Source organism: Stenotrophomonas nematodicola (genome assembly GCF_009467805.1).
GTDB lineage: Bacteria > Pseudomonadota > Gammaproteobacteria > Xanthomonadales > Xanthomonadaceae > Stenotrophomonas > Stenotrophomonas nematodicola.
In genome coordinates this window covers 181,463-206,447 of sequence record NZ_WIAY01000006.1, presented here as the reverse complement: position 1 = coordinate 206,447, position 24,985 = coordinate 181,463, and the positions used below count along the sequence as shown (strand labels likewise).

The window sequence follows — 24,985 nt, the reverse complement described above, 5'->3', positions numbered from 1 at the left end:
TGCTAGGCTTTCCCCGCGTGCAGAACCTGCGAGTCCACTTCACCCATCGCCAACATCCCGACCAGCCCCTGCGGCCCGGGGTGCATCGCATCGTGCGCCACGCCTCGGGCACCGTCCGGCTGGCCGACGACAGCCCGGGCACGCTGCTGCTGGCCCAGTTCTGTCTGGACGACCGTGGCCTGTGGCTGCAGGTCGCCACCGGTATCCGTGGCATCCACGTCAACGGCCGCCCGGTCCGGCGCATGGCATTGCTGCGTCCCGGCGATGCGGTGTATGCCGACGGCGTGGAGATGGTGGTGCAGGGCGAGTGCGAAGCGCTGGCCCAGGCACCGGCGCGCAGCGACGAGGGGGGCGACGACCCGCGTCTGCTGCGTGGCGTGGGCGGCCAGCACCACGGCCGCAGTTTCACCCTCGACCGGCCGCGCGTGATCGGCAGCAGTGTCGAGGCTGACATCGTCATTGACGATCCGGCCTTCGCCGAGCAGCACGCCCGCCTGGAACGCCACGGCGAGCGCCTGTTGCTGCGCGACCTCGGCGCGGGCGAATCCACCCGGGTCAACGGCATCACCGTGCGGCACTGCTGGCTGCAGCCCGGCGATCAGCTGGTGTTCGATGCCCAGCACCGTTTCGTGCTGGAAGTGCCGCACGACGGCCGCCGACGCGCAGTGGAGGCGGAGGAGGACGAACCCCTCGACGCGCCGGCCGATGCCGATGTCGCCACTACCCGGCCGCGCGTGCAGCGCTGGCCGTGGCTGCTGGCCAGTGCGGTGCTGCTGGCCGGTGCGATCAGCGGGCTGCTCTGGTTCGGCGCGCGCTGACCGATAGATTCGTTTGCAACCAAATTCGCCTTGTGCGGCAAGGCCTAAAGCCTGGTGCGCTGCGGCATACTAGGGGTCTTGCCCCATAGGTGTGACATGACGCGCGCGTTCAATTTCAGTGCCGGCCCCGCAACCCTGCCGGAATCGGTCCTGCGCCAGGCGCAGGCGGAGATGTTGGAATGGAACGGCGCCGGCGCCTCCATCGTCGAGATGAGCCACCGCGGGCCGGAGTTCATGGCCGTGGCCGCGCAGGCCGACGCGGATCTGCGCCGCCTGATCGGCATTCCCGACGACTACGCCGTGCTGTTCCTGGCCGGTGGCGCCACCACCCAGCAGGCCCTGCTCGCGCTCAATTTCGCCGGCCCCGGGCAAACCGTGGACTACGTGGTTACCGGGCACTGGGGCAAGACCGCCATCAAGCAGGTTGCCCCCTACGTCAACGTCAACGTCGCCGCCAGCAGCGAAGCCAACGGCTTCCACGACATCCCGGCGCGCGACGGCTGGCGTTTGTCCGATGACGCGGCCTACGTCCACATCACCGCCAACGAAACCATCCACGGCGTCGAGTTCCGCGATACGCCGGACGTCGGCGACGTGCCGCTGTTCGCTGATTTCAGCTCGTCCATCGCCAGCGAGCCGCTGGACGTAAGCCGCTATGGCCTGATCTACGCCGGTGCGCAGAAGAACCTCGGCCCGGTCGGTGTGTCGGTGGTGATCGTGCGCCGCGATCTGCTCGAACGCGCCGGTCAGCCGCGCGCCGACATCTTCGACTACCGCTCGCACGTGGCGCGCGATTCGATGCTCAACACGCCGCCGACCTGGAACTGGTACCTGGCCGGGCTGGTGTTCCAGTGGATGCTGGCCGAAGGTGGCGTGGAGGAATTCGCCCGCCGCAATGCCGCCAAGGCGGCGCTGGTGTACGGGGCCATTGATGCGTCCGGCGGTTTCTACCGCAACGACGTAGTGCCGGCGGCACGCTCGCGCATGAACATTCCGTTCTTCCTGCCCGACGACACGCTCAACGCGCGTTTCGTCAGTGACGCCAAGGCGGCCGGGTTGCTGGCGCTGAAGGGGCACAAGGCGGTCGGCGGTATCCGCGCCTCGCTCTACAACGCCATGCCGGTGGAGGGCGCCCGCGCGCTGGCCGCGTTCATGCGCGATTTCCAGCAGCGCCACGGCTGAGTTCTCACGTTTCGACCGGGGCGCCTGCCGCCCCATTGCACCTGGAATCCCTGATGGCCAAACAACCCGCCAAATCCACCGCCAAGACTGCCGCCACGCCCAAGGCCACGCCCAAGCCCAAGCCCAAGGCCGCGTCCAAGCCTGATGGCGCACTGCCGGCGCCGGTGCTCTCGGACGTGCGAGCCAAGATCGACCATATCGACCGCAGCATCCAGGCGTTGATTGCCGAACGCGCGCAGTTCGCCCACCAGGTCGGCAAGGCCAAGGGCAAGCTTGCCGCCGCGGTGGACTACTACCGCCCCGAGCGGGAAGCGCAGGTGCTGCGCATGGTGGTGGACCGCAACGAAGGCCCGCTCAGCGACGAAGTGCTGGTGCATGTGTTCCGCGAGATCATGTCGGCCTGCCTGGCCCAGCAGGAGCCGCTGAAAATCGGCTACCTCGGTCCGGAAGGCACGTTCAGCCAGCAGGCCGTGCTCAAGCATTTCGGCCGCTCGGCGCTGGGCCTGCCGTTGGCGAGCATCGAGGAAGTGTTCCAGGAAGTGGAGGCGGGCAACGCCGATTTCGGCGTGGTGCCGGTCGAGAACTCGGGGCAGGGCACCATCCAGATCACCCTGGACATGTTCCTCACCTCCAACCTGAAGATCTGCGGCGAAGTGGAACTGCGCGTGCAGCAGTACCTGATGTCGCGCAGCGGCAGGCTGGATGATGTCGAGCGCGTGTACGGCCATCCCCAGTCGTTCATGCAGACCTCCTCGTGGCTGCGCGCCAACCTGCCCAAGGCCGAAAGGATTCCGGTGTCGAGCAATGCCGAAGGCGCCCGCCGTGCCCGCAATGCCGACGATGCCGCCGCCATCGGCGGCGAGAGTGCCGGGCACGTGTACGGCCTGAAGAAGGTCGTCACCAAGCCGATCCAGAACGACGCCGACAACACCACGCGCTTCCTGGTCGTGGGCCGCACCATCTTCCCCACGTCTGGCCACGACCGCACCTCGGTGCTCGTGTTCATCCACGACAAGCCCGGCGCCCTGTTCGACGTGCTCAGCCCGTTCGCGCGGCACGGCATCAGCATGAACCGCATCGAATCGCGCCCGTCGCACAATGCCAAGTGGGAGTACGGCTTCTTCATCGACCTGGCCGGCCATATCGACGACCCGGCGATGCAGGCCGCGCTGGCCGAGCTGGAAGCGCACTCGGCGCAGATCAAAGTGCTGGGCTCGTACCCGGTGGCCGTGCCCTGATTGATCCGCGTCGCCGCGTACCGCGCGCGACGCACCGGCCCGGCGTCGCGCGACGCCGTGGCTGCTCCCTCCGAACCACGCCGCGCGCCGTGCGCGCGGCTGCCACACAGGACCGACGATGACCGTTTCTCCGTACTGGATCGCCTACAAGGGCCAGCCCCTGCAGGGCAGCCTGACCATTCCCGGCGACAAGTCGGTGTCCCACCGCGCGGTCATGTTCGCCGCGCTGGCCGATGGCGTCTCGCGCATCGATGGTTTCCTGGAAGGCGAAGACACCCGTGCGACCGCCGCGATCTTTGCGCAGATGGGCGTCCGCATCGACACCCCGTCGCCGTCGCAGCGCATCGTGCACGGTGTCGGTGTGGATGGGCTGCAGGCGCCCACCGCGCCGCTGGACTGCGGCAATGCCGGCACCGGCATGCGTCTGCTGGCCGGCGTACTGGCCGCGCAGCGCTTCGACTCGGTGATGGTCGGCGATGCATCGCTGTCACGCCGCCCGATGCGCCGCGTCACCGGCCCGCTGGCGCAGATGGGCGCGCAGATCGCGACCGAGGCCGACGGTACGCCCCCCCTTCGCGTGCAGGGCGGCCATACGCTGCACGGCATCGACTTCGCCTCGCCGGTGGCCAGCGCACAGGTCAAATCCGCCGTGCTGCTGGCCGGTCTGTACGCGCAGGGCGAGACCTCGGTCAGCGAACCGCACCCGACCCGTGATTACACCGAGCGCATGCTGCGCGCGTTCGGCGTGGACATCGCCTTCTCGCCGGGCCAGGCCCGCCTGCGCGGCGGCCAGCGCTTGCGCGCGACCGATATCGCCGTGCCGGCCGACTTCTCCTCGGCCGCCTTCTTCCTGGTCGCCGCCAGCATCATTCCCGGTTCCATGCTGCGCCTGCGCGCCGTTGGCCTGAATCCACGCCGCACCGGCCTGCTGGCCGCGCTGCGCCTGATGGGCGCGGACATCGTCGAGGAAAACCATGCCGAGCATGGCGGGGAAGCGGTGGCCGATCTGGTCGTGCGCCATGCCCCGCTGCATGGCGCGGAGATCCCCGAAGCGCTGGTGCCGGACATGATCGACGAGTTCCCGGCGCTGTTCGTGGCCGCGGCCGCCGCGCAGGGCAATACCGTCGTGCGCGGTGCCGCCGAACTGCGGGTGAAAGAGTCCGATCGCCTGGCCGCGATGGCCACCGGACTGCGCACGTTGGGCGTGCAGGTGGACGAAACCGACGACGGTGCCACCATTCACGGCGGTGCCGTGCTGGGCAGCGGCACCATCGAAAGCCACGGTGACCACCGCATCGCGATGGCCTTCGCCATCGCCGGCCAGCTCAGCGTTGGGGAAGTGCGCGTCAACGACATCGCCAACGTCTCCACGTCCTTCCCCGACTTCGACGGCCTGGCTGCCGGCGCAGGTTTCGGGCTGCGCCAGGGCTGATCCGACCGCGTACACGCGGTGGCATCCGTCCCACGAAAAAGGGAGGCCAACGGCCTCCCTTTTCGTTACGCACCACCGCCTGCATCAGCGCTCGGTGCGGAAATCCACCGGCACACGCACCACGCTGGCCACAGCACGGCCATTGTGCATCGCCGGCTCGAACTTCCAGTCGCGGACGGTGCCCAGGACCGCACGGTCCAGATCGCGGTCGCGGGTGCCGCTGCGCTGCACGATGCTGGCATTGGTCACCTGGCCACGTGTATCCACATTGAGGCTGGCCACCACGCTGCCTTCCACGCCGCTGCGCAGAGCGCTGCGCGGATAGGCCGGCTTGGCATTGCTGGCCAGCGGGCGCGCATCGCGGTTGCGTACCGCCGGGGCGGCCTTGCGCTGTTGCGTGGCGTTGGCCGGGGCCACCTGGCGCGGGGCCGGCGCGGTCGTGGCTACCGGGGTTTCGGTGGCAGGCAACATGCGCTCACCGACCGGCGGCGCGGTGGGTTCGCCCGGCGCGGCATAGCGCAGCCAGACCAGCGCGGCGGCAAACATCGCCACGATCAAGGCCATCCACAGCCAGGGCGACGCACGCCGGCGGCCAGGTTCATCGATGACGTCGCGCTGCTGGTGCGGCGAAGCATGCATTTCCGGATGGGTAACACTCATATCGGACTCCTGGTGTCGTTGCGACACCCGCAGTCTTGCCCGGGCCCGGTTCCGGATGTGTCAGCGCAACGTCAACGCGGCGACTGCATTGCCGACGGGGTTCAGCTTGCTGAGCCGTTATGCAACCGCCGCCGTGTTACTCCTGCTTGAAGTCGAACGGCACTTCAATGCTGCCCGGCACCGGCTGGCCATTGCTCTGCGCGGGTTGGAAGCGCCAACGGCGCACGGCATCGGTGGCCGCGCGGTCAAGGTCCCGTGAACCGCTGCGCTGGATGATGGTCACATCCACCGGCGCGCCGGTCGCATCCACATCCACGCGCACCACGACGCTGCCACTCTCGCCCCGGCGCAGCGCGCCCGGCGGATAGCTCGGCGGCGGCGACTGGTCGGCGATCGGCATCGGGCGGTCGCCGGCGGCCATCGCCACCGGGGCTGTTTCCGGCGCCGGCGCTGCCGGGGCGGCGGCCGGCGGCGGAGGCGGTGCGGTTTCCACCAGCTGCGGCACATCCTCACCGGCCGGCGGCGCCTTGGCGTCGGGCATGTCGCTGGAGCCGGCCGCTGCGGGCAGGGGTTCGGGCAGCGGCTCGATCTCGGCCACCTGCTGCGGGGTCTGCGCGGGGCTGGCCTTGTAGAAGTCGTTGTTGCGGCTGCTCAGCCATACCACCAGGAACAACAGCAGGCCGACGCCAAAGGCGATGCCCGCGATGATCAGACTGCGACGGGGCAGGTGGAAGGTGATGTTCTTGCCAGACGAAGAGCGGGAAGCGGACATGAGGCATACCGTTGTGAACCCCCCGATTCTGCCACGGACCCGCTGACTGGCGCGTGTCATGGGCCTGCAGGGCGGCAGAAATCCGCATAACAGGCGATAATCCCCCTCCAGACCCGCAGACCTTTCCCACGCCATGCTCGATCCAGCCCTGCTCCGCCAACAGCCCGCCGACCTTGCCGAACGCCTGCGCACCTCGCGCGGTTTCGAGCTGGATGTCTCCGCGCTGGAGTCGCTGGAAGCTGACCGCAAGCGCATCCAGGTGCGCACCCAGGAGCTGCAGAGCCTGCGCAACAGCCGTTCCAAGGCCATCGGCCAGGCCAAGGCAAAGGGCGAGGATTTGTCGGCGATCATGGCCGAAGTGGCTGCCTTCGCCGATGAGCTGAAGGCCTCCGAAGTGGCCCTGGACGAGCTGCGCGAGAAGATCGAAGCGATCGCGCTGGGCCTGCCCAACCTGCCTGCCGACGATGTGCCGCCCGGCAAGGACGAATCGGACAATGTCGAGGAGAAGCGCTGGGGCACCCCGCGCAGCTTCGACTTCCCGGTGCTCGACCATGTCGAGCTCGGCGCCCGCAATCAAGGGCTGGACGCGGAAACCGCCGCCAAGCTGTCCGGCGCGCGCTTCACCGTGCTGCGCGGGCCGCTGGCGCGTCTGCACCGCGCCCTGGGTCAGTTCATGATCGACCTGCACACCGGCACGCACGGCTATGAAGAGACCAACGTGCCGCTGCTGGTCAACGCCGAGTCGCTGCGTGGCACCGGCCAGCTGCCGAAATTCGAGGACGATCTGTTCAAGACCGCCGTTGGCGAGTCGACCCGCTACCTGATCCCGACCTCGGAAGTGCCGCTGACCAACATCGTCCGCGACGAGATCGTCGATGCCGACCAGTTGCCGCTGCGCATGACTGCACAGTCGATGTGCTTCCGCGCCGAAGCCGGCAGCGGCGGCCGCGACGTGCGCGGCATGATCCGCCAGCACCAGTTCGAGAAGGTCGAACTGGTCACCGCGTGCCGTCCCGAGCAGAGCGAAGACGAACACCAGCGCATGACCCGCTGCGCCGAAGTGGTGCTGGAGACGCTGGGCCTGCCGTACCGCAAGGTGCTGCTGTGCACCGGCGACATGGGCTTCTCGGCGGTGAAGACCTACGACCTGGAAGTGTGGCTGCCTTCGCAGGAGACCTACCGCGAGATTTCGTCCTGCTCCAACTGCGGCGACTTCCAGGCGCGCCGCATGCAGGCCCGCTGGCGCAATCCGGATACCGGCAAGCCCGAGCTGCTGCACACCCTCAACGGGTCGGGCGTGGCGATCGGCCGCGCGATGATCGCGGTGATGGAGAACTATCAGAACGCCGACGGCAGCATCACTGTCCCCGACGCGCTCAAACCGTACATGGGCGGCATCGAGACCATCGGCTGATCCACGAAAAACCCGCCAACCGGCGGGTTTTTCGTCAGGCGCCTTCGCGCAACACCCGCAACGGAACCCATCCCGAGCCGCGACCGTCGGTCGTCTCGCTCCACACCCAGCCATTCATGATGCGGCCCCCGTCCAGCACCTGGCCGACATCCACATCCAGCTCGCGTGCGCAGTAATCCTCCCGCGCGAACGCCTGCTGCTGCGTATCGCGCCCGATCACCTGCGCCGGCACCCAGCCCGGTTGCTGGCCTGCTGCCTCGCACAGATACCAGTCATCCCATCCTTCGGGCCCCTGGTAGCGTTCGCCAACCACCAGCGCGTCGCCACGGCTCAAGGTGATCGGCTGGGGAAACTCGCTGCGGTGGGAGGCAACAACGGTGTAGCGCATGTACGGGAATCCATTGCGGAGGAACACAAAGCCTACCCGCAATCACCCGTAGAGCCGGGTCCCACCCGGCTGCTCTACCATCGCGCGCCACCAAAAAAACCTCCCAGAAAAAAGATGGCCCCAAAAGGGGCCATCAGGCGCGGCAACCGGCAGGGGAGAGAGAACCGGTTGCCGCGCACCACACCGTCACGACGAGGGGGAGGGGACGGGATGGGTCGAACGACTCAGGCCGCGGCGAGCGCCTGCGGCTGCGGCAGCGCGGCCAGCGCACCGGCGATCGCATCGGTGCGGTGCTGCGGCGAGTAGGCGATGCCTTCGGCGCGCACGAACTCCACGTTGTCGATGCCGAAGAACGCGAACACCTGGCGCAGGTACGGGTCCTGGAAATCGGTCGGGGCACCGGTGTGCAGGCCACCGCGGCTGCTGGCCACGATCACCCGCTTGCCACCGGCCAGGCCCACCGGGCCGTTCTCGGTGTACTTGAAGGTGCGGCCGGCCACGGCCAGGCGGTCGATCCACGCCTTGAGGGTGGAGGCCACGCTGAAGTTGTACATTGGGGAGCCGATGACCACCACGTCAGCGGCCAGGAACTGTTCCAGCACCTGTTCGGCATCGGCCGCTTCGGCCGCGTCGGTTTTGGCCAGCGAGCTGCTGCGCAGGTGGGCAACGGGCTGGGCGTCGAGGTCGCGGTAGCTGACCTCCAGATCCGGCACCTGGTCGCGCCACTGCTGGACCACGGCGGCCGACAGCTGGCGGGAGACGGAGTTGTCGCCAAGGACGCTGGCGTCGATGTGAAGAAGCTTCATGGCATGTACCTTGTTCTGGGAGAGGCGGTAGACGCCGCCGACGGAGAACACGATAGGTTGTTGCTAGTTTGGGATAAAGGTGGTTGAATGCCACGTATTGTTCTAAATCTGGAACTTCGGAATGCACGACCTCAACGATCTCTACTACTTCGCGATGGTGGTGGACCACGGGGGCTTTGCCGCGGCCGAACGCGCGCTGGGCATCCCCAAATCCCGCCTGAGCCGCCGTATCAGCCAGCTGGAAACCGACCTGGGCGTCCGCCTGCTGCAGCGCTCCACGCGCCGGTTTGCGGTCACCGACGTCGGCACCAGCGTCCATCGCCATGCCCAGACCATGCTTGCCGAGGCCCAGGCCGCACGCGAGGTGGTGGACCGCCTCAGCGCCGAGCCCCGCGGCGTCGTGCGCGCCAGCGTACCGGTGTCGCTGGCGCAGATGCAGCTGCCCAAGCTGCTGCCCAAGTTCCTGGCGCAGTACCCGAAAGTGCGGCTGCAACTGAACATCAGCAACCGCCGCGTGGACATCATCAATGAAGGCTACGACGTCGCCCTGCGCGTGCGCTCGCGTCTGGATGACGACGGCAGCCTGGTCATGCGCAGCTTCGGCCAGGTGCAGGAACTGCTGGTCGCCAGCCCCAAATACCTCGACCGCGCAGGGCGCCCCAAGGACCCGGACGAACTGGCCAACCACGTCACCCTGAGCATCAGCGAAGACGAAGCCCGCCAGCGCTGGGAGCTGCACGGCCCGGAAGGCGCGGTGCGCCGCGTTGACCTGCAGCCGCGTGTGGCCGGCTTCGATTTCCCGCTGCTGCAGAGCATGGTCAAGGACGGTTTCGGCATCACCATGCTGCCGGAAACCGTGTGCGCCGAAGCCGTGCGCAATGGCGAGCTGGAAGTGGTGCTGCCGGACTGGTCGCTGCCGCAGGGCATCTGCCACGCCGTGTTCGCCTCCCGCCGCGGCCTGCTACCGGCAGTGCGCGTGTTCATCGACTTCCTCGCCGAACACCTGCCGCCCCAGCTCGAAGCCTCGCGCCTGGACTGCGGCGGCGCTTGCGAGCGCGCCAAGGAGAAGATCAAGGCCAGCGCGCTGGGGGCGCTGGCGGTGGATGCCGGCTGAGCCGCATCACGGGCGGCCTTGGGAAAACCCGGCCGCTCATGCGAGAATACGCGCCCGGCGCAAGGCCGGCGCGCGACATACGGAGAGATGGCCGAGCGGTTTAAGGCACCGGTCTTGAAAACCGGCGAAGGGTCAAACCTTCCGTGGGTTCGAATCCCACTCTCTCCGCCACATCAAAGACTAAGATGTTGATTTTGCTGGGTTATTTGGTGAAACAATTTGGCTGCCCAACATCTATCCCAACATCCGGCATTGCGTATCTAGTTGGGGGTCGATAGAGCTCTGTCCAATCGGTCTCTATGGGCCTGATGGGGTGAGCGAAGGCCAAGCGGCTTCTACTAGCCGCGCAAGTGCCAAATTAGAAAACCTAATTACGCTCTTACCCCTCACGGGGTGATGGGGCCGGCTCGCTGAATATCCAGCTTTCCGTTCATGTCTATAGACAGCCTAAAGAACTTTTGTTCACCCTTCCGGAAAGTGGTTTCGCGCTGCGTCCAATGCTCTTTGTTCAGCGCGCATAGCCCTCGACCCATCGGGTCGCCCCCCACGCGAAGCACTAGCTCACCCGCAGGGACAGTAAATGTTGCCGTTTCAGAGTTATCGATCCGGGCGGCAAGTTCCTCGTTGACGAAGAAGCCCGCATAGCAGCCAGAACCAAGGTAGCCCTTGTCTCGGGTCAGTACCAGCGTCCCACTTGGGCCGTCAATAGTGGACTGAAAGCCGACTAGCCTATCCGCTGGCACCTGGCGGGCCGTTGAGTGGTCGGCCGGTGTGGTTGCGCATCCACCCAGCGCAAGCAAAGCGGAGAGAATTCCTGCGTGTGCTTTCATACTAGGTCCCATGTCTCTATGGCTCGGCCCGATTGGTTTAGACCGCACTTTAGTTAAATGGGCATGGGTAGTACAAGTCTTCTGACATAGCCAAGGCGAGTCGAGTCTCGCCGTTCCGTTGCGGCCCTGGCAATCGGTATCAAGGCGCTGCAGCCCGGAAAGGTCGTAACCCAAGCGATGCAAGTACAATCTGGAAAATTGCTAGGAGACTAAAAGGATGGCCTTAGTAGCTTGTCACGAATGCGGGCACAACGTCAGCACTACTGCAAAGGCATGCCCTTCATGTGGCGCAGCTCCCCCGCCGACGCCCATGCCGCATGTGCGGCCTCCTTTGCTCACTGGCGCGGGGTGGGCAATCCTAATTTTCGGTTTGGGCGCGGGCTTGTTGGTTTTGCTTCTCCTGATTGCAGCGATGCGGGGGCCGTCACCTAAGGCTAAAGAAAAGGGTCAGGAGCGCGCCGCAATCGATCTGTGCTGGAAAGACTACGAGCGGAGGTCTCTTGATCCATCCACCAAGAGATTCGTAGCAAGCGCATGTGAGCTTATGGAAAAGCGATTCCGGGAGAAGCATGGGGTGGAGCCATAAGAGAGGGGGGATTCGGTCTTGATTTGTACTCGTTGACTGCGTCCCTTTAGGGGCTGAACAAATTAAGCGTCCGTCTAGTTTTATGGTTGCGCGAAATAGTCGCAGCGCCCCGCTGCTGAGCGCTGACTCAGCCCTGTGAGCAGCGCATGGAGTGGCAGCAGTATCTGTGTAGCTGTGATGGCTACGCAAAGCTCATTTGAACCACCCTTTCCGTAGTCGGATTGGCTACCAAAAGGGCGATTCGTTCTCACTAAGCCTCATCACTGTAGCGAATACAACTACAGAGCCTGTGCACAATGATTACCGGTGTTTTTTAGATCGGCAGGTGCAGGCGTCCAGCGAAGATACGCCTTATTTGGGTTGGCCCCAGGCGCACAGGTAGCCTCATTTGTTAGGCGATAGCTTGTGGCGTGGCGCGTCTTTTGTTGGAAGCCGCCCGGGGTTTCCACAGTAATCCAGCCACGTTCGATAAGATCGGAGAATGCGCGTTGTGCGCGTCTCTGCCCAATATTCAGGCGAGCCATTGCTTCTCTAATAGAAAGAAATACAACGTTCCCGTTCGAGGGTCTATACAGACCTCTGAGCGCAACGAGCAATGCGCGAGCGTCGGGAGACATTGTCGTCCAAGCGAGGCATCGCTCCTCGTACCAGTAGATTCGTACATGCGCATCTGCTTTCCTGGATTTTCTTTTCATCGTTCAAGAGACCCCTTGGGCAAGGGGAGGTGGTACTGGACGACGCGGGCCATCGTTTGATGACGCGTAGTTACATTTATCCACGTTGAGAGGATGGGCCATCCCATCCGTCGGAGCTCGTGAACATCTGCGGCAAGTCGTGACGATCCAAATTCGCGCCAAGCGTCGGCACTTGTGAGGTTTCTGCCAAGCATTAGTGCGTCCAGAACTTTGGCTCTCGCCGAGCCGGTTGCCGGGTAGGTGGTAATTGAATTATCATTCGATTTCTCGCTGAAGCTGTAACCTCTTGCGAAACCCGGTCCGCCAGCCGGGTTTCGTTTTTTTTGACCTCCAGAGGGCGCTTCTGCCCTAGGCAACGTGCGCGGGAGTTGGTCAGTCGAATAGGAGCTCAAATTGAACTCGGCTCCGCTTGGCACCTCAACGCATGTCTCATTTTGACTTGCCGTAATCTTGTCGTGCCAGAGGGTCGGGTCATCGAAATTAATCACTTTAGTCCTCCCTGCGTCTGCGCATCCAGCCAGCTACGGACGTCCCCCCAACGCCAGCATGTAATACGGCCCGGAAGATGATGAGGGCGCGGGAACTCTCCTGACTTTACTCGCCTCCAACAAGTGGCTCTGGAGTATGGGATGACGGGAAGAAAATCACTGATTCGCAGCATTGCGCTGTCGGGAAGAGTGCGAAAATCGATTGGTGACATTGAATGAAACGCTATGCGGCCAGAAGAGGCTGCATTGTGCTGAATGCCTTTTGGCGTTACCCCTGCCTTTGCCAACTCCGAACTAGCTTGGCTTTTTTATCTTTCGCCGGATGGTGTCCTGAAGTGTCTTCATTGCCTTTGATTTTGACTCCCTGCCCAGACCGCGCTCGTCTAGATAGCTCTGAATGAACTTTTCCGCTATACGTTCCGCTACACCTGATTTGCTAATTCTAGGGTTGGCTGCCCATATTTCGTCCGCAATGGCTTGGTACTGGGCTGAAGACGCTAATGCGGCGTTAGCTTTCACCTGCCCACCCTTCTTTGCTGACCTCCTTACAATCTCTCCTGTGCCAATGGATAGGCGGTTCGTTAGATAGAGGTTGAGCATATTTGCTCTCTCCCATGCCGCTTCGCAGAGCGCCGCTGATTCATCTTCACCTCCGCTGCGGTAGGCGCTTAGTGACCTGCTCAGATATTCGTCGAGCTTGGTGACCTCACTGGCGTTAAGCTTGTCGGCCTTGGCACGTTTGGATATGTCTTCAATTTTGTCTACATCTATGTGAATCCATAGCCGAATGAAGGCTTCCCAGTCCATCCTCTCGACATCTTCCGGTTCGGGGGCGTCGGGAACGTGTGCACTCATGCGGTGTGGGACCTCAGCGAAATGACGTCTGCAATGTCAGGCTTCCGATTTATGAACGCTTCCCAGTCATTCATAAGTAGTGTCCGCTTATTGAACAAGTCGCCCCGTCGATACGCAGCTTCAACCTTGTTCGCAATTGTGTGCGCCAAGGCCATCTCCGCCACATCGCGCGGGTAACTTGTTCGCTCGCTGCACCAATCCCTAAAAGTAGAGCGGAATCCATGCGGAACGGCGTTGACTCGCATCCTGCGCGTAACGGCGGAGATGGTCATATCTGACAACATGCCTCCTCTGGGTGCGGGAAAGACAAGGTCGCTGCCTGCCATGCGGGGCAGTTCCTTAAGAATTGATACTGCTCGCGCGCTGAGAGGCGTCCGGTGTTCTTTGCTGGCCTTCATCCGGTCGGCTGGCACTGTCCACACAGCGGACGCTATGTCCACTTCTTGCCATTTGGCCCCGCGAACCTCTCCGGATCGCGCAGCGGTCAGAATCAGGAACTCCAGTGCCCGCGCTGCCATGCCTTGCTGCAAGCGGAGCGAAGTTACAAAGCTGTGCATCTCATCGATTGGCAGCGCCTTGTGGTGGGTTACCTTTGCCACCCTGCTGGGTTTCGCCAGAACCGCATCTAGGTTCCCCTTCCAGCGCGCGGGATTGTCGCCTTTGCGGTAGCCGGAAGCGGTGGCCCAGGCCAGTACCGCTTCCAGCCGAGAGCGCAGACGCGTGGCGGACTCGTTCTTGACCGTCCAGATGGGGGAGAGCACGTCGAGCACGTGCGATAGTTCAATTTGATCTACCGGAACCCTCCCGATGATGGGAAAGGCATCCGCAGAAAGCGTACTAGTCCACTGTGCGGCATGTTTTGCCGACTTCCATTCGGGCCTCTTGGCCGCAATGGTTCGCTCTGCACACCATTGGAAGGCGGGGGTAGGCTTGGGCGCATTTCTTCGTGCTTCTCTGTCCGTCACGGGATCGGTACCTGCTGACACCGCTTCACGGGCTTTGCGGGCTGCTTTCCGCGCGTCCGCTAGGGTTACGGAAGGATAGCCGCCCAAGCCCATGTCACGTCGCTGGCCTTTGATGACGATGCGCAAAATCCAGCTCTTTGCCCCATTGGCGGTTACACGCATGTATAGGCCGGTAACGGTGCCTTCTGCGTGGAATCCCGGCCCTAGGTCAGGCACCTGGACGGCTGTCAGCCCCGTGTTTGCTTTCTTTGGCATACCTACCCCAACATCTGTCCCAACATCAATTGATGCATTGGGATGCTATACGGTGATGCCGTGTGACACAACGAAAACCTTGATGCTGCTGAAGTCTCGGCTCTGCTGATTCGACATGGAAGGTCGTGAATTATGGCGGAGGCTGCCACTCTCTCCGCCAATCACGTATAAATCATTGATTCTAAAAAAGAACTTTTGATGTGTCCTGATTGGTAGACGGAAAGCATGCAGAGGCGACAATCGCATGCGTATCCCTCACCATTTGAGTCGGTCCGAGACCGGTCGCTGGTCTTTCGTCCAGCGTGTTCCCGTCGACCTTCAAGCCGTGCTCGACTGCCGGCTGATCAAACGAACCCTTCGAACGAAAGACCTGGTTCAGGCCCACGTGCGTGCGGTCGTGCTGGGCGCAGGCTATGCTCGGCTCTTCGCACAGTTGAAGGATCAACGCGTGGCCAAGCTCAGCAAAACGGATGCTGACCTTCTCATTGATCGTTTGACGAGCGCTGAGAACCTGCGCGAACTCACGTTGAACCGCACCCGGGCGACGGACGGGACGGTCACGGAGCAGTGGCAGATCGACAGTCCGAAGGACTTGAAGCTCTACCGGCAGTTGATGGAGCTGGAGGCCATGGCGGCAACGCTCCAGCAGCCTGAAGCAGCCCACCGGGGGCCGGCCCGCGAGATATGGCCACAGGCGACCCGAGCATCTGCAGCACCACCGGCCCAAGCGATCGAGACGATCGCCTTGGGAAAGGCGCGAGATGCGTTCCTGGCGACGCTCAAGTCCTCAACCCTCCCCAAGACCTACACGATCAAGAAGACGGCCATCGAGGCATTGGTGGCCTTCTTGGGGCCGAAGGCCAAGGTCCACACCATCACGCGATCGGACTTGGCCCGTTGGTATCAGGACATGCGGGAGAAGGGGGCGTCCACGCCCACCCTGACGAACAAACAGTCCTATATCGGCGGCAAGGGCGGCTTTTTCGAGTGGGCCATGGCTTCTGGTCACTACCCGCGGGGTGACAACCCGGCTTCGGGCCATGTGAGCTACTCCCAGCGCGAAAAGCGCGCCCGGAAGAAGCTGGGCTTCAAAGCTTACGATCGTGCGCAGATTCAAGCCCTGTTCGCTCCTGAGGCGCTGGCCAAACTGTCCGAATCGGCCCGCTGGGCTTCTCTCATTGGGCTCTACACCGGTGCCAGGGCGTCGGAGGTCGGTCAGCTCCTCATCAAGGACGTGTTTGAGGAGGACGGTATCCCGTGTATCCGGATCTCAGACGAGGGCGAGCACCAGAAAGTCAAGACAGAAGTGAGCCTTCGCACCGTGCCGCTACATCCCGAATTGCTCAAGATGGGACTCTTGGAGTGGGTCGACGGGAAGCGTGAGGCTGGTGAGACAAGGCTGTTCCCGGCGGCCAAGGCCACGGCGGTGAACGGGCAGGGCAACTGGATCACCAAGGCGTTTAGTCGGCACCTTTCCGAGGTGGGGAGGGGCTGGGAGCCTGCTAAGCGTGGATTCCATTCGCTCAGGAAGACGTTTATCCAGGAGTTGCAGGGGGCTGGCGTGGTGTCTGAGCTCAGGGCGCAGATCGTCGGGCACGAACTTGATGACGAGCATCATTCGACATACAGCCGTGCTTTCACGGTGACAGAAAAGCTGAGAGGTCTGGGAAAACAGTCAGTGGGGTTGAAAGCTCTGCGCCTTCTCCCGAGGAGGCAATGAGCTTCAAGTAGCAAGGCAAGACCTTATTTTGACTAACAATATTTAAAGGGCAGGCCTATATGAAACGTATCTGGAAAAATGATGAGCAGATTAAAGGGTTTGCAGGAATCCTTGACAATCTCTCAGTTGTTGCTATTGCTGCTTGGGTAATCCCGTTCTTCGGGTTCAACCAAGAAGGAAAGACCACATGGATAATGTTCGCAATCTCTCTCGCGGGGGTCGGCTGCGCCTATGGGGCGTTTTGCTTGCGCAAGTTGCTACGTTCGTAAGCTGCGCACTTGGATGGGTTGCCTTCCCTGAGATTGCTGCGCTGCTCGTGCCGACGTTAATCATCACTTTGGTAGTCATTTCTGATGATTTGATGGTTGTAAAGGCGATGAACAATAGACGACTTAACACCCATTGAGTCGTGGTCCATGGTAAGACGATGAAGCATGAAGGGCCCTCAGTCGGGGCCCTTTTTCCACGTCACATGCTTACTTGATTAAAGCTGAGGGACGGTAATCAGCGAATAAAGCACAAGCAGGAACATCAGCAACCCACTCAACAGCCCGAACACCCAGAGCGCGCCTAGCTGGGTCGGCGAGGCCATGACCCACCGCTGCCACCAAGCGAACCCCGTGTCCGTGGCTTGGGTCACACGCGCCTTGACCGGATGCCCCAGGGTCGCCTTCCGGCTTGCGCGTCCGGCGATGAGCAGCCCGACGACGAATCCGAAAGGTCCCAAGAGGAGCAAGGCTCCCGAATACCACCAGAAGAAACGGTCTCGCGGGATCATCAGCTTCCGAGCTGCGGGGTGCGGATGGGTCTCCTTGGTTCCTGTCGGCCGAAGGGGCGCGCGGACCCATAGCTCGATGCCTATCAGCGAGTAATGCAGGGGCATCTATGGACAGTTTGGGCGGGCCGACGATAGCCTTCTTCTTTCGGCTAGGGACCCTCCCATGAGCATCCTCAATGTGTTGCTACGCGCTGACCAGCTGCTCGTCGCGGTCGATACGTGGGCCGAGGACGCACTGACTCAGAAGTCGTCGGCGGGCGCCAAGCTGCTGCTCATCCCGCAACACAATTTGGTGCTGGCCAGTCGTGGCTCCGCCCAGTTTTTCTTGAAGATCTACGAGCTGTGCCTTCAGGCCAGCTTCCGCGCGGATTTCACGATGGAGCAGCTCATGGCCGAGCTGGGTCTAGTCATGGATCATCTTTGGCCGAACTACCTTCAGGCGGCTGAGGACGCGGGCATGTCGAGGGGCATCTTGCACAGCGAGCTCGTTCTGGGCGGCTGGTCGCCGAAGAACGGCCGGATGATGGCCACGGCCTATGCCAAGGATGCGGGCGGTGGTCCGGCACGGGTGCAGCCATTGGAAGGCGGTATGGCGTCGCCTGGGGAGCCGCTGCGTGGGCGTCCGGACAGCTTCGAACTTGAGGCCGTCCTGGAGGCCGGCCACCTGCAGGCAGCCTACCTCAACGAGAGCGTGGGTCGGACCGTGGCTGGGGGACGGCTGCTGGTGGCAGATCTGCGCAACGGACAGGCGATCATCACCGATGTGGCAGCAATCTGATGCTAGGACGCCATCAGCCGATCTGGTTCAAGCCAATCCGGCGTCCCTTGCGAACGCATGCGCCGAAGCCCTCGCTCATACTCGCGGCGGGGCGACCAAGCCACAAATTAGGCCCGTTGCAAGGTAGCTACATCCATCTGAGGTTCAGTCCCTCCGCGTGCGAGCCAAGAATTCATCGAAGTGCGCATTGCTGATGACTTGGCGAGTCCCGCAGCCCCGGCAATAGAGAATCGCACCCCCAGTAACGATTTCCAGATCCGGGGAGTCGGTGGCGTCCACCAGTCGCTCGCAACTCAGGCAGGTCGCTTTCACCGCGGTGACCCTACTTACCAGGCCACTTTCGCGGTCAGAGTCGGCGGACGCATGGCGTAGGAGGAAAAGGCCTGTATATGGCATTTCGCGGTGGCCTCTCGTCGGGCTTCGACGAACTGGCGTGGAGTAGACACCTTGGCAAGTTTGCCAACGGTGAGTGTTCGGTCAACTCTGTGTCGTCGTCTGTGAAGACATCGAGCCGCGCAGCAGCTGTTGGCTTCTTTCCATTGGTGTGCTTGTGTCTAAGCCCTCCCGTCACGCCGAGCTCTCGGGGTTCACGGCGTGACGTTGCGCAGGCTAAGGGCGGGGAGGGGTGGGTTACCGGCCCGGCAACCGAGTGCACCGAGACCGGGCGAACTTTGTCTGGCCCCGTTTGCTCACCCGTTAGCCAGCTGCGCCCAAAGCACCAAGGCCAGCATCGGTAGCGCTTGGAGCAGCACGAGCGTCCCGATCCCGCCAAGGAGGGTCAAGAGTCCCATGATCCACCACTGCCCGACGTTGAACCCCACATCGCGCTGCCGAGCCGCGTAGGCTTCTTGGGGATATGCACGTTCGGCGCGCCCGGTCATGTAACTGGCCCCCAGCGGGCCGACTACGAACCCCAATGGCCCCAGCATGATGAGCGAGCAGGCATACCACGCGAAGAAGCGGCTTCGCGGCGTCATAAGCCTTTTAGCCCGAGGCTCTACCTTGGTGCCGTCAAAGCGCCGGGAGGGAGACTGAGTCTTCATTGGACGTAGGCCCTCCAAGCGCCGTCGACCTTCGCATAGCGCAGGTTTTTGTCGACGGGGAGCGGAACTCGGTTGCCCATCACGTCCATCACGACGGTGCCTCGGGTATCGCACCGATAGCCGTCCGTCTCCTCCGCCGGCGTGCACCCCGTCAGGGTGAACCCATCGATCATGACGATAGGCGCCGATGCGCTCTGAGCCATCAGGTCAGCCAGTGCCTGCTTGGCCTCCGCTTCGGAGGGCTTACCGCTGCAGGCAGTCAGCGTGAGGGCCGCCGCAGCGGCCAGGATCCATGCTTTCATGTCGTTTCCCTTTTGGTGAGGGCGCAAGGCCCGGGGTGCTTCAGCGGTCGCGGTTGCCTTCCGGCTTGAACCCGGCGATCCACATGCGGCCATCCCTAAATGGGGTCAGGATTCCCGACGGGCCCGGGTGGAGGTCCGAGGTCTGAATGAAGCCGCTAACCCAGGCAGCGCGTAGCGCGACCTCGACTGCACGGTTGGCCACGGCATCCCGGCTCACGTTGACCTGGAACGGCTGCGCCGGCGGGTTCGGTCCGGTCGACCGCTGGGTGCCGGTGTTCGGCTTGCTCGGCAGGACCCGAATGCCGCGCAGCGTGTCTTTGCCCTTCCAAAGGGCCGCGTCGTTGAGTTCGGCCACCTCACCGAGGTCGTCGGTCTCCCTCAATGGGGCATCCGAGCACGCCTTGAACGTCTCGGTGGTCGAGACGGTGGAACTGGTCCAAATCCGGGCCTCAACGGTCCAGCACGGCATAGAGGCGCCCCATTCCTGAAACGTCAACGCGACGCGGGGCCAATCGAGCTTTCCCAGTTGGGCCTGTTGGTGGTTGTCCGACCTGAAGAGGTTGGGCAGCTTGCTGGCGCCACTGATCGGGGTGTAGATCGCACCAGGGGCACCATCGGTCTTGAAGCCGCCCTGGGCCGGCTTCACGCCGACCATCTGCTGCCCGGCGTTCTTGAGGCTGCTGCCCAACTGCCGGAAAAAGCCCGGCTTGTTAGGAACCTCTTCCTGCTCAGGGTGGCTTTGCGCGCCTGCGCCTTGGGCGGCCAAAAGCAACGCCGCAGCCAAGCTGGCGGCCATCCTTGTCTTGATCTTCTTCATGAAAACGCCTGTCGTTGGTCGGGAGAGTGCTACATTTCACGAAGAGTCTGCCATGCATTGAGGGACCAAGTCATGCTGTCTTCCCAAGTTTTCAACATCTGTTCACGTGCCCAAGGCTTCCCCCCGTTCGCTATTTGCCGCTCGCCTGAAGCAGGCCAGAGAGCTCCGCGCCATCCCAAGCCAGCGCGCGCTGGGGGTGCTTATGGGGCTTGATAAGAAGCTGGCCAGCAGCCGAGTGAACCGTTACGAGAACGAGACGAGCGGCATCGATCTCGATGCGCTGGGCAAGCTGGCGGACACCCTGGAGGTGCCGATGGCCTACCTAGTGGCTAAGGACGATCACACCGCCGACGTAATTTTGGCGTTGGAGGAGCTCTCCCCAGAGGAACGGGCCGAGGCGGCGCTCTGGTTGCTGAAGAAGATCAAGCGGTAGGGATGGCCACGGTCACGTCGGACACGCGCCGGGCCCATAGGCCGCGGTCCGAGAGCCATACAATCTAACCAAGAAGGATTCTGTGCATGGAAGCAAAAGCGGAAGCACTGGGTTGGGGCAAGGCATATGCGTCGAACCCTGACTTCAAAGCGATCTTCGACGAGATGCATGAGGCCGTGGATGGCCTGCCTCCGCTGCTGCTAGTGCGCGGGCAGGAGCTTCCTTTTCCTCAACTCCACCACGCATGCCTTGAAGCGGATTTGGAGCTGGTGACCGCACTGTTGGACGCGGGCCTTGCAGCCGACACGTATCCTTGCACTGAAGACGAAGACGATGAGCCGGCCTTGGTGTGGCTGGCGCGAGACGAACTTTTGAGCAGCGATGAAAAGATCATCGTCGCAACGCTGTTGCTTGACCGCGGGGCGGATGTCAACGAAGGCGGTGCACTTGACCACGCGAAGGAGGCGGAGGAAGAGTCGTTTGTGGAGTTCCTGGTGCGCCGCGGAGCGGAGTGAAGTGTTGATGCTCCTGCTTCAAGCGGTGCTGAGGCGCGTGGTGAGAGGGAGGAGCATTGCTTGCCATCAATTGGGCGTTAGCAACGGAGTGGCAACGTCATCTCCAGCGCCGGTCAAGAGGAGAGCGCTTATCGAGCTAAACCTGTTGGAGTTCAACCGGCTGGAGTTCAAAGCGATGTGCCGCGGCGGGAGCCGACTATGCAAGGATCTATCGGGGTTTCAAATCCTTGCCGAGCAAACTCTGCATCATGCCAAGGCGGATACTTTTCGCATGAGAACTGGGCAATGCTGGCCGCGACAGCCAAGAGCTTGAACAGGCGTCATGTCCATCGGAGATCCATGGTCGCCGCAGGAAACCAGGCGCAGTTAGCCTAGCCCAGTTGCGGCCCCGCCTTCTGACTTCAACGATCCGTTCTTCTGCGGCGGTAGGTCACCACCCGATCTCGTCCTTCTCCCTTGGCCTTGTACAGAGCTTTGTCAGCCTGCCGAATGGCATGGTCGGCATCCTCGTGCGTCTCGGGGAAGTGGCTGATGCCCATTGAGGCGGTAATGCTGCCGACGATGGGGAAGCCGTGATCGTGAATGCTTTTTCTAAGCCTCTCGGCAACGAACTCGGCGACTTCCGCGCTGATGTCTGGCAGCAATAGCAAAAACTCTTCTCCACCAATCCTGCAAAGAATGTCTTCCACCCTTGAGTTCTGTCGCATCAAGTCTGCCACGCCGGCAATGACCACGTCGCCGGCCTCATGTCCGTGGATATCGTTGACGTTCTTAAAGTGATCAATGTCCAGCGCGATGACCCCAAAGCGGGTATTGGAGCTCGCCAAGATCTCCAGTGCTCTTTCCAAGCCGCGCCGGTTGAGCAAGCCCGTAAGGGGGTCAGTCAGTACTGCGCGATCCAGCCGACCAATCCGATCGTTGAATGCGTTGAAGCTGATGAGCACGGCCTTCTGCAGTTGGTCCGCCTCGTAATACCAAGTGTCCACGGCCGTCACCGTCGAGATGGCTTGTGATACGTCGCTGTTCTGCGCGGTGGACGCAAGTTGCCAAAGGGGGCGCGCGATGCGGCGGGATACGATCCAGATCAAGAGCAGCGACAGCAATCCCAAAGGTGCCGCGTTCAAGAGGACCAGGTTCGTCAAGCGCTTGAGCGGCTGAAGGGTAGCCTCTACGGGGCGCTGCGAAACGATGCCCCAGTGGACAGCGGGAATGGGGGCAAACCCTGCCAACATGTGCACTCCGTGGCTGTTAATCGTCGGCATGGCGCCGGCCTCCCCGCGCGAGACTGCTCTGACCACCTCATTTTTTAGGGCGGACTGTCCGACCCGATCGGGCTCGGGGTGATACAGAAGCTTGCCGTCTTGACCCACGACGTAGAGATACGAGCCATCCTTGTAGTAGTGCGTTCCAAGGAGGGTGTGAAGGACATTGGGCTCTTTCAGGTGGATGGACGCGCTGATATAGCCTTGGTAGGTCCCCGACGGGTCAAAGATGGGCTGGGAGATGGTCAGCACCAACTTGCCGGTGGCAGAAACATACGGGTTGCTCACCAAGGGCGCGCGGCTGGCGATTGCTAAGGAGTTTGCCAAGCTCGAGAGCACCCGTCCTTCGATCTGGGGCAAGGCGGGGGAGGCCGCCCTCACAAGCCCCTGGCGGTCTACCACGATCACCGAGTTGAATGCGTTGGTCTGGGACTGTAGCCGATGTGCCTCAGATGCGCCGATTTCCGTATCAATGCCGCTTGTCCCGATGACGCGCGCGCTGTAATCAAGTTGCTGCTGCGTTGATACCAAGAAGTTGTGGGTGGTCTGCGCGAGCTTGTGGGCGTAAACCCGGTTGGACTCAAGGGCGCTGGCGATGAGTTGCTCGCGTTGAACCTGGTAAGCAGCAAAGACCGCGTTTGCCAACATGACCCCCGCTGACAAGAAGGCCAATCCGACGATCAGGCGTTGTAGGTTGAGGTGCCTTGCAAAATGCCGCATGCGGCCTGCGTCCCTTCTTGGTCAAATGGCGCCAGGGCGAACAATTAGAGTCCACCGCAAAGCGGCTGCCGGAGCTCGGTGAGTTCGCGCCACCCTAAGCGTACGGTGGACAGCTGGAGGTGAACAGCCGTCCTTCGAGCATTCTGAAAAAAATTCGTGATTGAACTCAAGGTTTAGTTGCCCCCAGCGCTTGGGAACCCGCCAAGGCAGCAGGCGTTGGCGTTTTGCATTCCCGCCTTTCTGCAACAACAAAAAAGCCGCGCCCACTGGTCACGACGGCCTGGGTAGGAACGTCATTGCCGAGAAGTCACCGCAGCCTACTGAGGGGAGAAGGGGCGGGCAGGCAATCCAGGGAGCACAGCTGGCCTTGCTTTGTGGCGGACTTTGCAAAGCTGATAAGGATGTTTGCAGTATCGGTGTGGAAGCGATGTGGAGGGGCGGTGAGCAGGGCATTCAGGGTCCTTCGCTAGCATCGGCCGGAAGCACTGCTTCCAAGCTGTCGGCCCTCACCGGTTTGCCGAAGTACCAACCTTGTCCGATGCCCTTTGGGGCCAAGTTTCGGAGCAGGCTTGCCTCGGCATGCGTTTCGATTCCTTCAATAGTGACGTCAAGATCCAGCTTGAGCGCTAACTCATAGACGGCCGGCAATACCGACCGAAGCGGTGAATCGGTCGTGATTGCTCCCGTAAACAGCCGATCAATCTTGATGCCGTTGAAGCCGGTCCGTGCCAAATGTGAGAAGTTGGAATGCCCCGTCCCAAAATCATCGATGAGGAATCGGAACCCGGCTCTTTGAAGCGCTGCCATGTTGTCGAAAAACTCGGGCGTCACGATGTCGTTGCGTTCGGTCACCTCGAAGCAGATCTGGGACGGCAGCAGGGAACGCCCTGAAACCTGGCTACAGGCGTAACGGGGAAACGACGGGTCAGCGATGTCTTCCGGTTCCACGTTAATGCAGACGTACAGCTCCTGATCCGAACATAGCAATGGTTGGATTTCGTCGAGCGATGTCGCAAGAACATACCGCGAGAGCAGCGGACCAAATCCGTTGACCTGCGCCAGCGGCACGAAGATATCGGGGCCGATCTCTTCGTTGGCCGATGCATGCCATCGGCAAAGCGCTTCGAAGCCGACCAAGCTGCCGTCGGAAATACGCCGCAGCGGCTGAAAGACGATCGTTAGCTCCCGATTCTGGATGGCGCTCAGCAATCGCTGGTCCAGGCTCCTTTCTAAGTTTCGGTATCGCACAGCTAGCCACCCCAGGCAGAGGCCCATGATCAAACCCAGCCCCGCAAACCAGGCCAACGAGTGGGGGGGAAGCGACCACAGGCCGGTGCGTGGGGAAGTCACGGTGGCACACACCCCCGATATGTCGCTACACACCGCCCGTTGAATTGTGTCCTTTCGGCCTGCGCGGACCGCACGTGGGTCTGGGTCTACGGCTTTAAACGTGTAGGCCCCGTTGGCGGTGGTGACCACGATGGTGCTCGTCCGAGAGGGATCAACGTTGTCAAATGCAGAAGGAGAGGTGACTGTGGCGACATTCCCTCGGACGACGACGTTGGTGCCCACGTAGGGTGAATTGCTCAAATCGGACGATCGCCAGATCCGCGCCCCATTCCGCTCAAACCGTGGGGGAGGAAGCAACATAGGCTCCTTCAGAACTCCCCACAGGGCGGTGCAGATAATTTCGCCATCCCTGACTTTGCCCACGTCGCTCATGTAGCTCGAGCCGAAGGCAATAGATTTCAGATTGCGCAGGTCATCTTCAGAGCAGTCGTCCCCACGTTCTGCTTGGGCTTTCACGGCGGCCGCAGAGCTGCTTCTTGCTATGACCTCGGCCTGGCTCAATGCCAGCTTGGCGGCCCCAGTGGCGCGCTCGAGGTCTTGGACGTACAAGACGGCCTGCGTGATCAGGAGCGTCGTCAGCATGGACAGCCCAACGGCTGCTGCCAAAGCCAAGCCATCGTGGGTTCTGTTGCGTTTGCGCATCTGTCTAAGCCTTCGGAAGCAATGGCTGTGCTTGGAGGTCCTCGCCAACGCTGATATTTGATAGCACTTTGTTTGTTCAGGGGGAAGCCGGTAAGCCGCATCCCATGTATTTGCTCACCTGTGTTGG

The 24,985-nt window shown here is 62.3% G+C and carries 26 protein-coding genes and 1 tRNA gene; 12 read left to right on the top strand and 15 right to left on the bottom strand.

Going from position 1 to position 24,985, the window contains the following annotated elements; genetic code table 11:
• Positions 1–17 precede the first annotated feature (17 nt).
• The 4 genes from GDJ08_RS16810 to aroA all read left to right on the top strand — a co-directional run bounded on the left by GDJ08_RS16810 (position 18) and on the right by aroA (position 4,670).
• Positions 18–818, top strand: coding sequence for an FHA domain-containing protein (locus GDJ08_RS16810; protein WP_017357342.1), 801 nt, complete (start codon positions 18–20; stop codon positions 816–818).
• Positions 819–914: 96 nt separating this feature from the next.
• Entirely contained in the window at positions 915–2,000 is a 1,086-nt protein-coding gene (gene serC, locus GDJ08_RS16805) for a 3-phosphoserine/phosphohydroxythreonine transaminase (RefSeq protein WP_153165318.1), read from the top strand.
• A 53-nt stretch (positions 2,001–2,053) separates the two neighbouring features.
• On the top strand, positions 2,054–3,238 hold the full coding sequence (gene pheA, locus GDJ08_RS16800; RefSeq protein WP_153165317.1) for a prephenate dehydratase: 1,185 nt from the start codon (positions 2,054–2,056) through the stop codon (positions 3,236–3,238).
• Positions 3,239–3,356: 118 nt separating this feature from the next.
• Positions 3,357–4,670: a 3-phosphoshikimate 1-carboxyvinyltransferase gene (gene aroA / locus GDJ08_RS16795; protein ID WP_153165316.1), complete on the top strand. Its 1,314-nt coding sequence runs from the start codon at positions 3,357–3,359 to the stop codon at positions 4,668–4,670.
• An 84-nt stretch (positions 4,671–4,754) separates the two neighbouring features.
• Here aroA and GDJ08_RS16790 read toward each other — a convergent pair whose 3' ends face one another.
• Both GDJ08_RS16790 and GDJ08_RS16785 read right to left on the bottom strand, forming a co-directional pair.
• Positions 4,755–5,330 carry an energy transducer TonB gene (locus GDJ08_RS16790; RefSeq protein WP_165699827.1) on the bottom strand — a complete coding sequence of 192 codons (576 nt, stop codon included), beginning with the start codon at positions 5,328–5,330 and terminating at the stop codon, positions 4,755–4,757.
• Positions 5,331–5,466: 136 nt separating this feature from the next.
• Positions 5,467–6,102 (bottom strand): energy transducer TonB, encoded by a 636-nt coding sequence (locus tag GDJ08_RS16785; protein ID WP_136005464.1) that lies wholly within the window; start codon positions 6,100–6,102, stop codon positions 5,467–5,469.
• Positions 6,103–6,235: 133 nt separating this feature from the next.
• On the opposite strand from GDJ08_RS16785, the gene serS reads away from it, so the two are divergent.
• Entirely contained in the window at positions 6,236–7,516 is a 1,281-nt protein-coding gene (gene serS, locus GDJ08_RS16780) for a serine--tRNA ligase (protein WP_153165315.1), read from the top strand.
• Positions 7,517–7,550: 34 nt separating this feature from the next.
• Here serS and GDJ08_RS16775 read toward each other — a convergent pair whose 3' ends face one another.
• Positions 7,551–7,904 (bottom strand): SH3 domain-containing protein, encoded by a 354-nt coding sequence (locus tag GDJ08_RS16775; RefSeq protein WP_136005458.1) that lies wholly within the window; start codon positions 7,902–7,904, stop codon positions 7,551–7,553.
• A 224-nt stretch (positions 7,905–8,128) separates the two neighbouring features.
• Positions 8,129–8,710, bottom strand: coding sequence for an FMN-dependent NADH-azoreductase (locus GDJ08_RS16770; RefSeq protein ID WP_026071002.1), 582 nt, complete (start codon positions 8,708–8,710; stop codon positions 8,129–8,131).
• 121 nt (positions 8,711–8,831) lie between these two features.
• On the opposite strand from GDJ08_RS16770, the gene GDJ08_RS16765 reads away from it, so the two are divergent.
• Complete coding sequence (locus GDJ08_RS16765) at positions 8,832–9,824, top strand: LysR family transcriptional regulator (protein WP_017357441.1); 993 nt, start codon at positions 8,832–8,834, stop codon at positions 9,822–9,824.
• 81 nt (positions 9,825–9,905) lie between these two features.
• A tRNA-Ser gene (locus tag GDJ08_RS16760) sits at positions 9,906–9,995 on the top strand.
• 215 nt (positions 9,996–10,210) lie between these two features.
• On the opposite strand, the gene GDJ08_RS16755 is transcribed toward GDJ08_RS16760, so the two are convergent.
• The 5 genes from GDJ08_RS16755 to GDJ08_RS16735 form a co-directional block, all read right to left on the bottom strand.
• Positions 10,211–10,654: a hypothetical protein gene (locus tag GDJ08_RS16755; RefSeq protein WP_153165314.1), complete on the bottom strand. Its 444-nt coding sequence runs from the start codon at positions 10,652–10,654 to the stop codon at positions 10,211–10,213.
• Between the two features lie 1,277 nt (positions 10,655–11,931).
• Positions 11,932–12,351 carry a helix-turn-helix domain-containing protein gene (locus GDJ08_RS20490; protein ID WP_425505114.1) on the bottom strand — a complete coding sequence of 140 codons (420 nt, stop codon included), beginning with the start codon at positions 12,349–12,351 and terminating at the stop codon, positions 11,932–11,934.
• A 68-nt stretch (positions 12,352–12,419) separates the two neighbouring features.
• Positions 12,420–12,596: an AlpA family phage regulatory protein gene (locus GDJ08_RS20410; protein WP_206147370.1), complete on the bottom strand. Its 177-nt coding sequence runs from the start codon at positions 12,594–12,596 to the stop codon at positions 12,420–12,422.
• Between the two features lie 121 nt (positions 12,597–12,717).
• A complete protein-coding gene (locus GDJ08_RS16740) occupies positions 12,718–13,278 on the bottom strand; it encodes a hypothetical protein (protein WP_153165311.1) in 561 nt (186 codons plus the stop codon).
• Positions 13,275–14,405, bottom strand: coding sequence for a tyrosine-type recombinase/integrase (locus GDJ08_RS16735; protein ID WP_206147368.1), 1,131 nt, complete (start codon positions 14,403–14,405; stop codon positions 13,275–13,277). The genes GDJ08_RS16740 and GDJ08_RS16735 overlap by 4 nt, the downstream gene beginning before the upstream one ends.
• Before the next feature lie 337 nt (positions 14,406–14,742).
• Between GDJ08_RS16735 and GDJ08_RS16730 the strand changes: the two genes are divergently transcribed.
• Positions 14,743–16,218, top strand: coding sequence for a site-specific integrase (locus GDJ08_RS16730; RefSeq protein ID WP_152153301.1), 1,476 nt, complete (start codon positions 14,743–14,745; stop codon positions 16,216–16,218).
• Positions 16,219–16,405: 187 nt separating this feature from the next.
• Entirely contained in the window at positions 16,406–16,624 is a 219-nt protein-coding gene (locus GDJ08_RS16725) for a hypothetical protein (protein WP_152153298.1), read from the top strand.
• Positions 16,625–16,702: 78 nt separating this feature from the next.
• On the opposite strand, the gene GDJ08_RS16720 is transcribed toward GDJ08_RS16725, so the two are convergent.
• Positions 16,703–16,996 carry a hypothetical protein gene (locus GDJ08_RS16720; RefSeq protein ID WP_152153378.1) on the bottom strand — a complete coding sequence of 98 codons (294 nt, stop codon included), beginning with the start codon at positions 16,994–16,996 and terminating at the stop codon, positions 16,703–16,705.
• 163 nt (positions 16,997–17,159) lie between these two features.
• Between GDJ08_RS16720 and GDJ08_RS16715 the strand changes: the two genes are divergently transcribed.
• Complete coding sequence (locus GDJ08_RS16715) at positions 17,160–17,774, top strand: hypothetical protein (protein WP_152153296.1); 615 nt, start codon at positions 17,160–17,162, stop codon at positions 17,772–17,774.
• A gap of 689 nt (positions 17,775–18,463) precedes the next feature.
• Here the strand turns inward: GDJ08_RS16715 and GDJ08_RS16710 are convergent.
• The 3 genes from GDJ08_RS16710 to GDJ08_RS16700 form a co-directional block, all read right to left on the bottom strand.
• Entirely contained in the window at positions 18,464–18,751 is a 288-nt protein-coding gene (locus GDJ08_RS16710) for a hypothetical protein (protein ID WP_229296553.1), read from the bottom strand.
• Between the two features lie 62 nt (positions 18,752–18,813).
• A complete protein-coding gene (locus GDJ08_RS16705) occupies positions 18,814–19,119 on the bottom strand; it encodes a hypothetical protein (RefSeq protein ID WP_152153292.1) in 306 nt (101 codons plus the stop codon).
• A 40-nt stretch (positions 19,120–19,159) separates the two neighbouring features.
• Positions 19,160–19,936, bottom strand: coding sequence for a hypothetical protein (locus tag GDJ08_RS16700; protein WP_152153290.1), 777 nt, complete (start codon positions 19,934–19,936; stop codon positions 19,160–19,162).
• 106 nt (positions 19,937–20,042) lie between these two features.
• Here GDJ08_RS16700 and GDJ08_RS16695 point away from each other — a divergent pair, with 106 nt between their 5' ends.
• Together GDJ08_RS16695 and GDJ08_RS16690 are read left to right on the top strand one after the other, a co-directional pair.
• On the top strand, positions 20,043–20,369 hold the full coding sequence (locus GDJ08_RS16695; RefSeq protein WP_152153288.1) for a helix-turn-helix domain-containing protein: 327 nt from the start codon (positions 20,043–20,045) through the stop codon (positions 20,367–20,369).
• An 86-nt stretch (positions 20,370–20,455) separates the two neighbouring features.
• Positions 20,456–20,884 carry an ankyrin repeat domain-containing protein gene (locus tag GDJ08_RS16690; protein WP_152153286.1) on the top strand — a complete coding sequence of 143 codons (429 nt, stop codon included), beginning with the start codon at positions 20,456–20,458 and terminating at the stop codon, positions 20,882–20,884.
• A gap of 401 nt (positions 20,885–21,285) precedes the next feature.
• Here the strand turns inward: GDJ08_RS16690 and GDJ08_RS16685 are convergent, their stop codons facing one another.
• Together GDJ08_RS16685 and GDJ08_RS16680 are read right to left on the bottom strand one after the other, a co-directional pair.
• Positions 21,286–22,866: a sensor domain-containing diguanylate cyclase gene (locus GDJ08_RS16685; protein ID WP_152153284.1), complete on the bottom strand. Its 1,581-nt coding sequence runs from the start codon at positions 22,864–22,866 to the stop codon at positions 21,286–21,288.
• Positions 22,867–23,319: 453 nt separating this feature from the next.
• Entirely contained in the window at positions 23,320–24,858 is a 1,539-nt protein-coding gene (locus GDJ08_RS16680) for an EAL domain-containing protein (RefSeq protein WP_152153282.1), read from the bottom strand.
• Positions 24,859–24,985: the final 127 nt, after the last annotated feature.